Here is a 13,832-nt window from a genome sequence, read left to right as displayed (position 1 = left end):
CTATCCCTGGCGGACGCCCTTGACCTTGCCGGCGATCGCGTTCTGCTTCTCGCGACGGTCCTCGCCCCAGAAGCAGCACGAGAGCATGCCCGGTCCCACGTGGCAGCCGATCGTGGGCCCGATGGTAGACGTGAGGATGCGCGCGGAGTCATCTATGTCCGCCACCATGGCACCCAGGCGCAGGCCGTCGTTCTCGCAGTCCGCGTTGCCGATGGCCGCCACGGCCGGGTACTGCAGCTGCGAGCGGTGCTTCTCGTAGTACTCCTTCATCTTGCGCATGCCCTTCTTGCGGCCGCGCGTCACGCCCAGGATCGTGAGCTCGCCGTTCAGCTTCCAGGACAGCAGCGGCTTCGCGTCCAGCGCGGACGAGACGAGCGCGACGGACTTGGGAATGCGGCCTCCGCGGTGCAGCGTGTCCAGGTTGTCCACCATGAAGATGGTCCACACGTGGTAGCGTGCGTCCTCAGCCCAGCGCACGAACTCCTGTGCGGTAAGCCCGCGGTCGCGCTGGCGCACGCCCTCCTCAAGCAGCAGGTAGAAGGACGTGGATGCCAGCAGCGTGTCCACAATGTAGATGGGGAGCTCGCGACCCAGCTCCTCCTGCACGCGGTCGAGCGCCGTGCAGGCGCCGTTGTAGCCGCCCGAGATTCCGCTCGAGATCGTCATCAGCACGGTGGGGACGTCCAGCTCAGCCGCCTTGCGGAACGCCTCCTCGTACACCAGCTGCGACGGCTGTGACGTCTTGGGGGTCGCGCCCCAGCGGATGCGCTCATAGAAGTCGTGGGCGCTCATGGACTGGAAAAGGTCATCCAGTCCCGAAAGGCCGCCGTCGGGCTTTCCGGCCTCCGTATAGGTGAAGGGAAGGAACGTGAGCCCCGACCTCTCGATGTCCTGGATCGAGAAGTCGCACGTCGAGTCTGTCATCAGGTTGAACTTGGCCTTCATATGAACCTGTCCTTGCTAAGATCGATTCGGATGGTGATATTGTACGGCTAATAGGCAAATCGCCAAGACTTGGAGGCCCACATGCTCCACACCGACACTACGGACGGCCGCGGTTCCTCCGACGACAGCTCCCCCACCAGCGCGGCGCAAGACGCCGCCGGCATGGGCGCCACGGGCGACGTCCGCAGACTTCACCTCGTCTTCAGAGGAGAAGTACAGGGCGTCGGCTTTCGCTGGACCTCCTCGCGCTGCGCCAACTCCGTCGGATGCACTGGGTGGGTCCGCAACGAACCCGACTGGCAAACTGTCACCATGGAGCTCCAGGGCACGCAAGAGCAGATATCCGCGTTCTTCGGCGCATTCGCGCACGCCTATGCGCGCTACCCCATCGAATACGTAATCGACGAGAAGGAAGACATACCTCCCGTCGAATGCGAACCCGACTTCAGGGTCAGGTACTAGACGAAGTCGCAAGCACCCCTCCAATGGGGAGTCGCGTCAATAGCGCAGACAACGTGACGTCCACGCGCGCAGGGGACCTTCGAAAAGCGATTCGATGATAGGCCAGCCGTAGGCCCGAACGTGGGGCAGATTTGGGATAGATTGGGGGCAGGTGGCTTTAACGCAAATGCCTACGAAGAAGCCCCGCACCGCGTTTCCGCAGGTACGGGGCCAAATCTTCATGGTGGCGGGGAAGGGAATCGAACCCCTGACACGGGGATTTTCAGTCCCCTGCTCTACCAACTGAGCTACCCAGCCGTTACTTGCTCGCTTGCAAGCCTGTTTAATATATCAAAGATTTCGCGGGCGTCAACGAACTTTTTCAAATCAGATGGAGAGAATTTGAAGTCCGCAGGTAGATAGGTATGTGAGGCAAAGCCTTTCCGGTACCCGCGTCGTTCCAACGACAGCTAGAAGGCTCCCCCGCCTCCTCCACCGCCGAAGCCGCCGCCTCCGCCACCAGAGAAACCGCCACCGCCTCCTCCGCCGGAGCTCATCGAAGATGCGGCCAACGCGGCAGAGCTGACCTTGTGAGACGAGGTGACCGAGGACCCAAGGCGCGATGCGGGGCTTCCCAGCGCGGTGTGGGGATACATGTACCACGCGTACACCGGAGCGACGACCGGGTCCTCCAGGACCTGTGGCGCGGCAACCTTCAGCTGCTCGATTACCTCTTCCGCCACGCCAAGCGAGACGGCCATCACAAGAAGCCTGTTCCAGAGAATCACGTCCTGGGGAACGGCCTCCTCCAGTCGCGTAAAGTCCTTGAGCCACCACTTCAGAGCTTTCAGCTTCGCGATGACCTCAACCGCCTCCTCCGACAGGTTGTCCATGCGCCTCAGAATCACGAAGCCAAGTACCGCGGACACCGCGAGTAGCAGAACCACCCCCAAGCCCCAGCCCACTGGCAGCACTTCCGCAATCGTCATGAACAGAAGGGCTGCCGCCACAAGAATGTCAAGTGCCATCGCACCAACAACCAGTCCCTGCCCGTTCGAATTCTTGTCGACGAAGAACCCTCGCTGCTCGACCTGCGCCTTGACGTCGGTCTTCCAGTTCTCGTATGCGTCGTTGTACGCCTCTGGCTTGTCTTTCGCCACCTTCTCAAAATCCGAGAAGTACAAGGTGCCGTTCTCGCGACCCTTGCACTTGGAGAGCACTTTGTCGAAGAACTTGAGGGTTGAGCGATCGATTGCAATTGCGCACTTGCTCGCAGCTACACCCCTCGTGTTTCCCGCCCTCGTCAGAGCGTAGTCATCTTTCGACTTCTTGCGACCGAACACCCCCTTGCTCTCAACCGCAACCTTTTCTAGCTTAAGCGCACCGATATCAGTCAGCCGCACGAGCGCGGCAGACATGTCATCGTCCGTTGGCTCACCGTCGTTCAACAGGGCACCCAGAACGGCAGGGTGATCGTCGGTCGGCACGTCGCGGAAGTACTTGTCGTCGAACTGGGGCGTGTGTCGCCTCTTATACGAGGAAAGCTTGCTAACAGACACCGCTCCCGCAAGGAGGGCCACCAGGACGCCTATGCCAAGGGCCGCATAGCTCACCATGCGAGCCTGAGTACGGCGTTCGTTAGCCTCGTCAGCCCACTTCTGTTCCTCGTCGAGGACCGTGTTCAGGACCTCCTTGTTCGACACCGTCGCGTTCGCTAGCCAGGCAGCGGGAAACACTATTCTTGCTTCGGCGAACTCATCGCTACCAACCCCGGGAACCGTGTAGATGATGTCATTTCCTCTGAAACGAAGAGAGGCGTCGAGAGGGCCATGTCCCCAAGCCCTCACGTTCTTGCCCGCCTTTACCACCTCCCCGTCGGGAACGGGGAGGTGAACCGTACAGGTCACGTTCTCGCTCTCCACGTCCCAGCCATCGCTCACGAACTTCCAATAGAGCTCGGACGTATCCGCGTACCTGCGCGCCAAGTTCTGGTCCGTGTACGTGATGGCGAAGTCGGCCGTGTCGTCACTATGCGCGGAATAGATCTTTACCTTCACATACGAGCCCTCGTCTGTCACGAGGTACGTGCCATCCTGCCCATAGTCGGTATCACCCTCCTGTACCCGTTTGAATTCCCGGAACGTCCCGCCTGGCCCAATCTCACCGACTTTGCTCACCTCGGCGCTAATCGAGGTCCCCTCGTACTCCCCCTTCGGAATCTTCCAATAGACACCATGGAAGTCTCCGTCGAAACTGAACTCTCGTACCTCGCTGACAACGACCGACCCATCGCCTCTCACAGTCGCGTCTATATCGACCCTGCCAATCGAGTACTCATCTGCAAGCGCGACGCCCGCCGTTACCAACATGGTGACGGTGAAGGCGGTTGCAAGAGCAAATGCTGCGATGACTGCCATCAAGGACAGTCTGTCGCGTCGGAACTTTGCGATTCGAGCGACCATCGAGTCTCCCATTCTTTCTGGTTCCCACGTCGTTGCTCGAAAATATACCAGAGACATGGGTATAGACTGCAATGTGTATGTCAGGCCAGCGGATAACGGTATCCATACGACAAGGAGTGGATTTGCATGGCACTGGACAAGAGCGTATCGAGCGTGCTCAACGAGCAAATCAACAAGGAGCTATATAGCGCATATCTCTATCTCACGTTCGCGGATTATTACGAGGACCGTGGGCTCAAGGGCTATGCGAACTGGTACATGATTCAGGTCCAGGAGGAGGTCGACCACGCGAAGATCCTCCGTCGCTATCTGTTGGACAACGACTTCAAGCCGACGATGGAAGCGATTGACAAGCCGGACAAGACGTTCTCAAACGACCTCGAGCCTCTCGAAGCTGGTTACGAGCACGAGCAGTACGTGACGAGCCTTATCAACAAGTGTTACCAGGCAGCCTACGACGCTCACGACTTCCGCACCATGAAGATGCTCGACTGGTTCGTGAATGAGCAGGGCGAGGAGGAGTCGAACGCCTCGGACATGATTACCGACTACAAGCTATTTGGCAGCACGCCTCAGGGACTGTTCAGTCTCGACCAGAAGTACCTCACGCGTACCTACGTCCAGACCACCGCAATGCCGATGTAGCTCTGACTTCTCAGGGTCTTTGTTTCGCCTGCTTGCCGTTTGGGGGTGAATCCAGAAGTGGATCCACCCCCTTCTCATGTCCAACCGGGCTCCTACTCATCGGGTGTGACAAAGGTGAAGAGAGTGCCGCAGACGTTGACGGTCTGCCCATGTCCGAGGATGCAAGATTCCTGCACCTCTCTTCCTCCCACTGTCGCCAGGTTCTTAGCCCCCAGGTTCCTAACCCTAAGCCCTTCCGACACGCATTTGAACCCTACGTGCCTACGTGAAACGGCCATCGAGTGCAGAACCACGTCACAGCACTGATCACGCCCAACTGTCAACTCGGATTCGGGAACCGGAATCTTCACCTCCATGTCGGGTGACCTCACCCAAAGCATCTTCCTCTTCCAGCGGGGAAGGTTAGAGGCGGGGATATTCAAGGGCATCGTCGTATCCAAGTCGGACGAGCCTTTGCGACTCGTGCCATTACCGCTCACGCTTTCGTGAACGCTTTGGGCACAAGTCCCACCATCTCCTCCCTCACCTGCCAGTTGGCCAAGGCACGTCGTCGACATAGGGCCAGGCGGTCTGGAGAAGTCATAGAGGCACCCATAACAGACGTCCATGTCCGCGAACAGTTCTTCGCCGCAGTTCGGACATATCTTCGTCTTCGCTTTCCCCGCCTTGCCCATGAAACCGACCGAGGTCTCGCGTCCGGCGACAACCCCCATTGCACCCGAATCTTTCATAGACTTCACGCTCCTTCTCGGTTACAGGATTCTTCCATGGTCAGCGTCTCGTTCGCCGCGGGCCAAGGTGAGTCGCTACCAGGACGCTCCAAGACGAATGCAGCCCCACGGGCTCGCACTATCCTCCCGGGACGAACCATCCTTTCCGACAGAATGACGCTGCCATCCCCCTTGACGAATGCGACGTCGATGGGATAGCACATGCAGAAGGTGTGGATGGACGAGCACCTCCTAAGCATGACCTGCCGTCCCTCCGAATCGCAGAGAAGGCCCTTCGCCTTTCGAAAAAGCGAGCCCAGGACTTCGAAACTCCCGAAGTCGAAGTGTCTTGTCCAAACGCGTACGAGTTGCAATCAGATCACCACCCCAGGCCTAAAGCGGTCGACGGTAATTGTTCTCTCGTGCCGCAACGAGATAGGTGCGGCATAGCCGACTCCGGCTACTGACATCGTCGTAGGCCAAGGATGGAATGTGAGGGTGCACCTATAGGTAGTGAGCAAAGGGGAAAGGGGAAAACTTAAACCGTCCCTCTCGACCGCGGAGTCAGCATCGCTTGCGGATACCGTAACGTCACACGTACTTGAATTCAGGGCTTTCCGTATCACGCCCTCGATCTCGGAGACGGCAGCACCCCTACTCTGCGTACCAGACGGAGAGACTCCATGAGACACCGCCGCATCGAGAGAGACTCTGTCGAATGTGGAGCACACCTCAGCATACTTCGCCAGGTTGTACGCAATGAGAGCAACTACGATGATGACAGGCATCATAGCTGCAAGCTCAACAGTCATCTGGCCGGAATCATGAACCTCTCCGCACCTCCTCATGGAATCGCCTCCGCGAGAGTCGAAAGGTCTATCGTCAGGGGAATCGATGTCCCCTCCATGCCGGGAATCGGAATCTCCGCGATGGTAACCTTGCCGTTTTTCCCCATCAGCGATACCAGTTTGGAGCGGCACGTCTTGATGATTCCGCGTTGATCATGCGGCAGGGACTGTATGAACGACCTCACTTCCGCCGTCTTCGTCACTCCAGCTCTGTCCAAGATGTGCTGGGTGTTCGTCAGCACAGGCTTTCTGAGTCTCATGTCCGAGGGCTCGAATCCCGCCTTAGACACGACATCCTTGACCTTCCTTCGCATCCAGCTCGCAACCTTTTCCCCGAACACACCACCTATATCGTCAAAGAACTTGTTGGCAGCTTGGCTGACGTTTCCATATGCAGACCCATAGCCGACCAAAAGCGATCCCCATAGGTCTCCGATGCCATCAAGCAGTCCGGAGAAAAGCGTCCTGTCCGATCTTTCGAGACCGTCGAAAACGCTTGCGAGAACATTGTGGCCATCCGTATCGTCGTCAGGCGCCAATACGGCACCCGAGATTGCGACACCCGCCGGAAGAGCCCCTGACTTGAGAAAGGTGCTTGACAGTCCACGAGGAAGCTCAGCGGCATCTCTCACAACAAAACCGATGCAGCCGTACGCGCCAGGCGGGCAAAGGCGCGGCCTTTCGACCGCGAGCATGCTCATCGCCCTCTCGAACGCAGACCCGCTTTTCTCCGCCGCCTTCTTCATGTCCTCCTCCGCCTTCTTCTCGTCTTCCTTCGCCTGCTGGTAGTCTTTTGACGCCTCTACCACAATCCTCCAGTAGTGTTCGAAGCCGTTATTGATATTCGTTGACGCATCCGCGACGTTTCCCATGGCCACCGCATTCATACCGCACGTCTCGCAATAAGCAACCGAGCCTGAATCTATGTCCGCAAGCGATGCGTTGCCAGCAAACGGTCCGGTTGCACCGGGGCATTCAAGCGAGCAATGCAGCGTCGTTCCCGTCTCCTCGCTCGTGCAGGGCCAGATGGCCGTCGAATAGAGCTCGGTCTCCATCACCATCCGAGTCGTATGGGGCAGCTCGGGCAACTGAATATCAACGACTTCGCCCTCCTCGCACCGCGCATTCGAGAGCTCCTTGGCTGCATACCGGTAGAAAACCCCACGCGCACATGAGCGCTGGAGTTCGTCGGCAGAGCCCGCGTCAATCACGTTGGACGTTGCCCGAGCGACGTAATAGTTGACAGCCCTTCTGCGCGCAAAGTCGAACTTCCAGGCGCTCGGGCTTGGATACATCGGGTTCTGCCCTTCCGTTAGTTTCGCAAGGGATTGCGCCCGTTCCCTCATGCACGTACCGACGTTGTCCGCATGCCAGCCCTTCTCTTTCGCGGCATTAGCCCTGTCAATCGCCTCCTTCTTTCTGGCCGATGCCTCCCTGAGGTCCTCGGCAGCCTTTTCCATCTCCTTTCCGTCGACCTCGTCTAGTAGATGGCTGAAGTCAGACTTCGACTCCTGTGGGTACGGAACTGCGAGCCCGGCATAGCTCAGGCCTCCAGACGAATTTGCCGATACCGTCGATGCCGAATTTGCCACAATGAGAGCGGGAAGCGCCTTCTCAAGCCGCTCGAGGCCTTGTGAAGCCGACTTGGCAAAATTCTTCCGACACTCAAGAATCTTCCTACCTACCTCGAGAATCTTCGGCGCTCCCTGCTGGAGAACCGGAATCGCCGCCACGATCATTCCCGCGCCATACACGATCGTTCCAAGGAGACCCATGCTTAAGACGCAGGCATCCAACACCTGGGCGACAGTCGAGAAGGCCGCAACGCAGTTTTCCCCAGACATTGCAGCCGCATCTGCCACCTCCTGCACATCAGCCGCCCTGGCATGACTCCACTGAGCAGCGGCCACACCAAACGTGAGAGCGATGCTCATGAGGAGTGCGACGGCAACGGCCACGGTGGTGTAACCGCCCTCACCATCGATGAATGCATCTAGGACGTAGGCCCTACGATCGGTCCCCCTACGCCCACAACCGCTGCCAGTCTCCATAGGTCCCCCTTATCCAACTCGGCTGCACCTCTTCCCTTAGGGACTCCCTCAGGACTATCCCTTTACCGTCGCTCTCGGAGAACGCAGCCAATGCAACCCCAAGAAGAGGAAGCGGGCGAACATGCCCGACGACTTCGACGTTCACGCTCCTTCCGCCCCTACTGAGCGAAATCGACCAGTCTGACGCGCCACCAGAGTGAAAGAGAGGGGCATCGGGAACAGCCTCAAGACGCCTTAGCACATACGACCTGCAGTCCGACAGGTCTCCGTCATAGTCGGTCGCAATCGCCCTTGCCGCTTCGGCAGCAGCAGACCTCATGGCTGAACGCGTGTAGATGATGCAGACCGGTTGGACAAGCAGCGCGATCACGAGCATGAGGGTGGGCAAGAGGACGGCCGCCTCAATCGTCGCCTGACCAGACGTTGAGTCCGCAAGCTCAGTAAAGAAGAACGTCCTGAAAGATTGAGAGAACGTCGCCCTCCAACGAGTGCGACCCTGACCCGATGATCGTCGTATACAATCGTCCGTCACCTGCATAGCTGACAACCCGTGAAAGCACAACGATGATTGCAAGGAAGGCAAACAGTACCAGCGCGTACTCGACGGTTGACTGTCCTTTCGTGTCAAACAAGACGCCGCAAGTGGTTTGAACAAGGTGGCTTTCATCATCCTTGGCCTCCATATGGCTCACCTGGGGACTCCCTCCTCCCATTCCTTCGCATCCATCCGTACAACCTTGACCTCCGACTTTCTCGAATCTTCGGCTCCTCTCACGACGACCGTGTCCACCCATCCGTCTCCGACAACCGTGCAGGACCAGTTGTTCCCAAGCAGGTCGAGGTAGCCCGCACGCACAAGCACACACTTCCCCGCCCGTGCGTACTCCTCCAAGAGCTGTGCGGCCGTATCTTGCATGCTGGCTTTCGACGTATAGTCCCTCACGCCATCTTCCGTTGAAGGCGAGGAAGAAGGCTGTGAGACGTGCGACGGTGAGTCGTCACCATCTCTGTCGCCCTTCTTCAAGCTCACTCTCTTGCCAGAGTTTTCCTCAAAGACGGATTTGCTCCCTCGCCCATGCGCGCCCGTCTCAGCAATCACTTCTCGACCCGCGTTGTCTTCCACCTGGCGACGGCAATGTGCTGCCGTCGCCCAGCAGCTGACCAAGAGCACTAATAGGGCCAGGGGGACGAGTCTAGAGCCCCTTCCCCTGACAGCCATAGCCTAAAGAGCCCCTATTCCACTCGATATCGCGTCCCAGAGCTGTTGAACCTTTCCCTTGAAGGTGATGATCGAGAGAATTGCAATTACTACCAGGACTCCAACGAGAATGGCGTACTCCGTTGTCCCCTGTCCGTCTTCGTCACGTAAGGTCTCCCAAACGCCCCAGGCTACGTCTTCCATCCCCATCCTCAACTGCTCCATCTCACTGCCTTCCTCTGATTTCGATAGATACGACTGATGTGCCGCCCCTCCCATCCGGACAAGCGCCCTTTCGTATGACTACATGACCTTCATGTCATTGCGAGGCTCGAGCCGATAAGCGGCCCTAGGATTGACAAAAGCATCGCCGGCACGATCAAGGTGCCCAAGGGGATGAGCATCTTCACTGGAACCTTCTCAATCTCCTCTTCCAATTGAGACCTCTGCTCTTCCCTTATTGCCTGCGCCTGGGACTCGAGGGCAGATGCAAGGGGCGACCCAAACTCGAGGGCTTGGGACACTGTGGACGAGAAGCTCTTCAGTGCACCCACATCCAACTCTTCCGCAAGCCTATCGAGCGCGGACGAGCGACTCTCCGCACCGATTTGCCACGAGAGCAGCGCTTCTCCAAATGTCGAGGAAAGGTCGTCCTCATAGCGTTCGCAGTAAAGGGAGAGCGCCGCATCGAACGAGAGCCCAGACGAAAGCCCCAAGGTCACCACGTCCAGAAACGTCGGGAGCGAGCGGAGGCATGCCCGCCTAGCCTCGCTTTCTCTGCCCCTGCGATCCAGCTCCCTGAAGGCAGGCAACGAACCCATGCGGCTTACGATGGACTGGAGGCGTTCTCCCAACCCGCCCGCGTGGTCGAGTTCGTGAGAAGAGCGATTCCCCAATAGTCCGAACGTCATCGCGAACGCAGCCGTCGACGCCGACAGGCACCCACCCACGTACGCCAAGTCCATCACACGACTCCCCTCATGAGTCGCCTGATGATGATTAGCGCGAAGGCGTCCATCACGACCGCAGTCATTACACTCACCATCCCGGGAAGCGTCGCGAGTCCCGCCCGGAAGTCCGGGGATAGGATCGAGAGGGCGGCGATCATGATTACCGGAAGCCCGCAGACGATCCTGACGGAGAGTCTCACCTGCGCCGTCTTGACCTCAAGCATCCTCTCGAACTCGCCTTGCCTCTCCACCATCTTCGCCGCATGCCCAAAAAGCGACTTGAGGGGGCTTCCCGTCCTTTGCGAGATGAGAAGAGCGGTCGTGAGCAAGCCGACTCCCGGCGCCTCAAGCTCCCTTGACAGTTCCACAAGCGCCTCCTCTGCAGACTCCCCGCACCTCATTCGAAGCGAGGCCCTTGCAAAGGGCTTCGCGGCATGCCCTCCCTCATGCGCCCCAAGATATTCGATCGCCTGGGCCAGCGTCTCGCCAGAGCCAATGGCCATGGCAAGGGTTCGGAACACGCCTGGCATCTCCTGGGTCAGTTCACGTTCGATGCGGCGAAGCTGTGCCTGATGCCATATCGGTACGCCGGCGAGCGCCACCGCCATTGCTATGGGTACGCCGATGGGAGATAAGGCAACAAGACAGAGAACGAGGGCGAGCAATGCATCACCGACGATTACGGCAGCCACCCCCTGCCCCGAAGTCCTTACCAGGCCCTCCGGAAGGGTCCACGAGCCCGAGGCTCCTTGACCACCCCGTGCGGACAAGACGATTTCCTCGCCAAGAGCGTGCCAAGAGTCCGTGGAGTCTAGTGCATTGACCACGCGAGAAGTCCCAAGAGCGCCAAGGAGGGCCCTCGCATACCTCATCACCTTCCGGCGTAGCAAGCTCTTAGGACTCGTCCCCAGCCGTCCCCCATGGAGCACAAGTACTGCGAGAAACGTCGTCAGGCTGCCAAGGATGGCATACATCGTCTCCATCTCTCCACCTCCTCAGTCCTAAGCGCGCCAATCCGAATGGCCTCTCCTATGAAACTGGGCTCCGAGACGAGTTCCCACGTCCCTCTCGCCTGGTCGTAGCGGACGCACTCTCGAAGCATCACTCCCCCGGAATTTCCCCTGGACACCTCGCTCAGCGACGTAATCCGACGGATGCCGTCCGGGAATCGCGCGGACATCACGAGCAGGTCTAGAGCCGACGCGATCTGCTCCTCGATGATGTCGGTCGGAAGGTCCATGCCAAACCTGGCCATAAGCACGAGCCTCAGTATCGCCTCCTGCGCCGACCCCGCATGCAGCGTGGTAAGCGATCCGTCGTGCCCAGTATTCATGGCCTGCAACATGTCAATCGTCTCCTCGCCACGGCACTCTCCCACGACAATCCGGTCAGGCCGCATGCGCAACGCGTTTTTCACGAGGTCGCGAATGGTTACCTCGCCGGTTCCCTCGATGGAGGCCGACCGTGCCTCCAGTCGCACCACGTCGGGATGAGAGTCAAACTTGAGCTCGGCAGAGTCCTCGATGGTCACGATGCGCTCCTGCAGACCAATCTGAGTGCTCAGAGCGTTCAGCAGGGTCGTCTTTCCCGAACCGGTCCCTCCCGCGACGGCGATATCCTGCCTCGCGTGCACCGCCCAGGAAAGGAGCGTCGCATACCACCTCGGAATCGATCCAAGCTCGACCAGCCTGTCGAGCGTCGTGATGCGGTCGGAGAACTTTCGAATGGTGACCGCTGGGCCGTTTATGGCAATGGTGTCTGACACTGCGTTCACACGGTCGCCGTTTGCGAGGCGAGCGTCGACAAGCGGGTTCGTCCTATCGAGTCGGCGCCCCAAGGGGGCGAGGATCCTGTCGATCACCATCATGATTTGCTCCTTGGACTCGAACACCGACTCCGCGGAGTGGATGCGCCCGCCTCGCTCGAAGAACAGGGCGCCCGTCCCGTTTATCATGATCTCGCTCACTCCGTCGTCGTCCAGGAGGCTCTGTATGGGGCCCAGGCCACAGATGTCGTCTAGCACCTCCCTCGTCACTTGGTCCTGCTCGCTCTGCAGAAGCGACGAGAAGTGCGCTTCGTTCAAGATCGCCTGACAGGTGACCGCGAGTTCCTCCCTGACCTCGCTTGCCTTCACGGACTGAAGCATGGAGGCAATCGCCGAGAGACCAAGCCTCCCCACCAGCTCGTGACGCAGGTCCTCCCGAAGCCTCCGATAATCCGACCTATTTGTCGCCTCCTCGCCGACAACGCCGAGTGCAGCAGCCTCGTGCGTCTTCACCCTTTCCAGAACAGACATCAGACCACCTCCGCCCTTCGCGAGAAGAACTTGAACTTGGGCCGTTTGGCCTCGACGTTGGCAGCAAGCCGTGCGTCCTCGTCAGGCGGCAGGGCGCCAAGCTCGGCAAGCGTCCTCGCGAGCATGACCTTGACGCTTTGCACCATCGGACCACCCTCCTTCACGAGTTCCCGTATCCCTCCCGCAGCCGCAACCTCCTGCACTTCAGGCCCACCATCGATTACCTGGAAGAACGGGGCTCCTTCCAGCCCCCTCTGGCTGATGCCGGGCACGGGGGTGGACTTCGCCCTTGGGTTGGCGACGTTCTCCACGCGCACCATTCGAGTCCTCGCAACGCCGAGACGTACCACAAGCAAACTAGTCCTTCCCGCGGAGCCAATGGATCCAGGTGCGCCGTCGTGAACCACGAACACGCGGTCCGCCTTCTGTACGGCCTCGGCAACCGCATCGGTAAACGTCGTCGAGGTATCAACAAGGACAAGCTGATACCTCTGCACCAGGTACTCGAGCAGCCGCCCGACGTGCGGCATGACCCGCTCTGCCATTTCCGGCCTCTCGCAGGGGCCCCAGAGGCACAAGTCGTTCGCAAGACGAACGCAGCTCCTGCCCATGGTCTCGATCGACGGAACCCCATTGGTCCCAAGCTTCGCAAGGTCGACGGGAGTCCCCACGCCAAATCCCGCGTACACGTTTCCGCAGGAGAGATCGAGGTCGACCACGGCCACGCTCATACCCCACGAGCTCGCCACGACGGCGCACTCCGACGCGATGGTGGTCTTGCCCACGCCACCCCTGCCAGAGACGAACACGAACATCGACCCACGACCCCCCTCTGCAGAGCCGGCGGGCGCCATGTCTCTCTCGCTCCAGGAAAGGCCATCGGGCTCGTCCAGGGCGAACGGAACGCCATCTGAATCGCGCGGCGGCTTGGTCCCTTCCGCCGCGGAAGCGGCGGCATCATCTGTCCGAGCGCCCCCCGCGCTCCCCTTGCTGCGAGCCACCGCGACCGCGGCATCGACCTCCCCCATATCGATTACGGTATCGATGCCGGCCTGTGCCGCCCTCGAGCGAAGCGAGCCAGAGGCGTTGCGCGTGACGAGAACCACGCTTCCCGCCATGCCGTCATGCGCCACGGCAGCCGCAAGGTTCATGTCCGAAACGCCTGATTCGCTCAGTCCGACGATTACTCCCCACGGCGTTCCAACCGAGTCCATCACACGTTCCCGGAGGTCCCCAGCGCTCGATGCGAACGCAAGCGTCGCCTTCGGGCGAAGTGACGCCAAGGC

At 59.6% G+C, this 13,832-nt stretch carries 14 protein-coding genes and 1 tRNA gene; 2 read left to right on the top strand and 13 right to left on the bottom strand.

Features of this window, described 5'->3' with window-relative positions:
- Nucleotides 1-945, bottom strand: coding sequence for a DegV family protein (locus BLT96_RS01870; protein WP_090847196.1), 945 nt, complete (start codon nucleotides 943-945; stop codon nucleotides 1-3).
- An 81-nt stretch (nucleotides 946-1,026) separates the two neighbouring features.
- Here BLT96_RS01870 and BLT96_RS01865 point away from each other — a divergent pair, with 81 nt between their 5' ends.
- The gene (locus tag BLT96_RS01865) at nucleotides 1,027-1,407 is read left to right on the top strand and encodes an acylphosphatase (RefSeq protein WP_245719297.1); all 381 of its coding nucleotides are present in this window, start codon (nucleotides 1,027-1,029) and stop codon (nucleotides 1,405-1,407) included.
- A gap of 221 nt (nucleotides 1,408-1,628) precedes the next feature.
- On the opposite strand, the gene BLT96_RS01860 is transcribed toward BLT96_RS01865, so the two are convergent.
- A tRNA-Phe gene (locus tag BLT96_RS01860) sits at nucleotides 1,629-1,704 on the bottom strand.
- A gap of 152 nt (nucleotides 1,705-1,856) precedes the next feature.
- A complete protein-coding gene (locus tag BLT96_RS01855; protein ID WP_157692101.1) occupies nucleotides 1,857-3,848 on the bottom strand; it encodes a DUF2207 domain-containing protein in 1,992 nt (663 codons plus the stop codon).
- A 126-nt stretch (nucleotides 3,849-3,974) separates the two neighbouring features.
- Between BLT96_RS01855 and BLT96_RS01850 the strand changes: the two genes are divergently transcribed.
- Nucleotides 3,975-4,493 (top strand): ferritin, encoded by a 519-nt coding sequence (locus BLT96_RS01850; RefSeq protein WP_090861367.1) that lies wholly within the window; start codon nucleotides 3,975-3,977, stop codon nucleotides 4,491-4,493.
- Nucleotides 4,494-4,585: 92 nt separating this feature from the next.
- On the opposite strand, the gene BLT96_RS01845 is transcribed toward BLT96_RS01850, so the two are convergent.
- From BLT96_RS01845 to BLT96_RS01800, 10 genes are all read right to left on the bottom strand, one after another.
- Nucleotides 4,586-5,224 carry an FHA domain-containing protein gene (locus tag BLT96_RS01845; RefSeq protein WP_157692100.1) on the bottom strand — a complete coding sequence of 213 codons (639 nt, stop codon included), beginning with the start codon at nucleotides 5,222-5,224 and terminating at the stop codon, nucleotides 4,586-4,588.
- An 823-nt stretch (nucleotides 5,225-6,047) separates the two neighbouring features.
- Nucleotides 6,048-8,102: a hypothetical protein gene (locus BLT96_RS01835; protein ID WP_197674378.1), complete on the bottom strand. Its 2,055-nt coding sequence runs from the start codon at nucleotides 8,100-8,102 to the stop codon at nucleotides 6,048-6,050.
- Nucleotides 8,074-8,640: a TadE/TadG family type IV pilus assembly protein gene (locus tag BLT96_RS01830; protein WP_090864097.1), complete on the bottom strand. Its 567-nt coding sequence runs from the start codon at nucleotides 8,638-8,640 to the stop codon at nucleotides 8,074-8,076. Before BLT96_RS01830 ends, BLT96_RS01835 begins: the two co-directional genes overlap by 29 nt.
- Nucleotides 8,540-8,785 (bottom strand): hypothetical protein, encoded by a 246-nt coding sequence (locus BLT96_RS10665; RefSeq protein WP_172824954.1) that lies wholly within the window; start codon nucleotides 8,783-8,785, stop codon nucleotides 8,540-8,542. Before BLT96_RS10665 ends, BLT96_RS01830 begins: the two co-directional genes overlap by 101 nt.
- Before the next feature lie 5 nt (nucleotides 8,786-8,790).
- Nucleotides 8,791-9,126: a hypothetical protein gene (locus BLT96_RS01825; RefSeq protein ID WP_157692098.1), complete on the bottom strand. Its 336-nt coding sequence runs from the start codon at nucleotides 9,124-9,126 to the stop codon at nucleotides 8,791-8,793.
- Nucleotides 9,127-9,324: 198 nt separating this feature from the next.
- Entirely contained in the window at nucleotides 9,325-9,510 is a 186-nt protein-coding gene (locus BLT96_RS01820) for a Flp family type IVb pilin (RefSeq protein WP_090864095.1), read from the bottom strand.
- A 104-nt stretch (nucleotides 9,511-9,614) separates the two neighbouring features.
- Entirely contained in the window at nucleotides 9,615-10,265 is a 651-nt protein-coding gene (locus BLT96_RS01815) for a type II secretion system F family protein (protein ID WP_245719296.1), read from the bottom strand.
- On the bottom strand, nucleotides 10,265-11,233 hold the full coding sequence (locus BLT96_RS01810; protein ID WP_090861364.1) for a type II secretion system F family protein: 969 nt from the start codon (nucleotides 11,231-11,233) through the stop codon (nucleotides 10,265-10,267). The genes BLT96_RS01815 and BLT96_RS01810 overlap by 1 nt, the downstream gene beginning before the upstream one ends.
- Nucleotides 11,200-12,546, bottom strand: coding sequence for a TadA family conjugal transfer-associated ATPase (locus BLT96_RS01805; protein ID WP_090861363.1), 1,347 nt, complete (start codon nucleotides 12,544-12,546; stop codon nucleotides 11,200-11,202). The genes BLT96_RS01810 and BLT96_RS01805 overlap by 34 nt, the downstream gene beginning before the upstream one ends.
- Nucleotides 12,546-13,760, bottom strand: coding sequence for a CpaE/TadZ family protein (locus BLT96_RS01800; protein WP_157692097.1), 1,215 nt, complete (start codon nucleotides 13,758-13,760; stop codon nucleotides 12,546-12,548). Before BLT96_RS01800 ends, BLT96_RS01805 begins: the two co-directional genes overlap by 1 nt.
- Nucleotides 13,761-13,832: the final 72 nt, after the last annotated feature.

This window comes from Parafannyhessea umbonata, assembly GCF_900105025.1.
Classification (GTDB): Bacteria; Actinomycetota; Coriobacteriia; order Coriobacteriales; family Atopobiaceae; genus Parafannyhessea; species Parafannyhessea umbonata.
The sequence above is the reverse complement of the archived record's forward strand: the minus strand, read 5'-3'. Positions and strand labels throughout refer to the sequence as shown.

Bases quoted from the DNA above. Each gene is read 5' to 3' on its own strand.
- BLT96_RS01870 (WP_090847196.1), bottom strand. From the start codon at position 945: ATGAAGGCCAAGTTCAACCTGATGACAGACTCGACGTGCGACTTCTCG.
- BLT96_RS01865 (WP_245719297.1), top strand. From the start codon at position 1,027: ATGCTCCACACCGACACTACGGACGGCCGCGGTTCCTCCGACGACAGC.
- BLT96_RS01855 (WP_157692101.1), bottom strand. From the start codon at position 3,848: ATGGTCGCTCGAATCGCAAAGTTCCGACGCGACAGACTGTCCTTGATG.
- BLT96_RS01850 (WP_090861367.1), top strand. From the start codon at position 3,975: ATGGCACTGGACAAGAGCGTATCGAGCGTGCTCAACGAGCAAATCAAC.
- BLT96_RS01845 (WP_157692100.1), bottom strand. From the start codon at position 5,224: ATGAAAGATTCGGGTGCAATGGGGGTTGTCGCCGGACGCGAGACCTCG.
- BLT96_RS01835 (WP_197674378.1), bottom strand. From the start codon at position 8,102: ATGGAGACTGGCAGCGGTTGTGGGCGTAGGGGGACCGATCGTAGGGCC.
- BLT96_RS01830 (WP_090864097.1), bottom strand. From the start codon at position 8,640: ATGCAGGTGACGGACGATTGTATACGACGATCATCGGGTCAGGGTCGC.
- BLT96_RS10665 (WP_172824954.1), bottom strand. From the start codon at position 8,785: ATGGAGGCCAAGGATGATGAAAGCCACCTTGTTCAAACCACTTGCGGC.
- BLT96_RS01820 (WP_090864095.1), bottom strand. From the start codon at position 9,510: ATGGGGATGGAAGACGTAGCCTGGGGCGTTTGGGAGACCTTACGTGAC.
- BLT96_RS01815 (WP_245719296.1), bottom strand. From the start codon at position 10,265: ATGGACTTGGCGTACGTGGGTGGGTGCCTGTCGGCGTCGACGGCTGCG.
- BLT96_RS01810 (WP_090861364.1), bottom strand. From the start codon at position 11,233: ATGGAGACGATGTATGCCATCCTTGGCAGCCTGACGACGTTTCTCGCA.
- BLT96_RS01805 (WP_090861363.1), bottom strand. From the start codon at position 12,546: ATGTCTGTTCTGGAAAGGGTGAAGACGCACGAGGCTGCTGCACTCGGC.
- BLT96_RS01800 (WP_157692097.1), bottom strand. From the start codon at position 13,760: ATGGACTCGGTTGGAACGCCGTGGGGAGTAATCGTCGGACTGAGCGAA.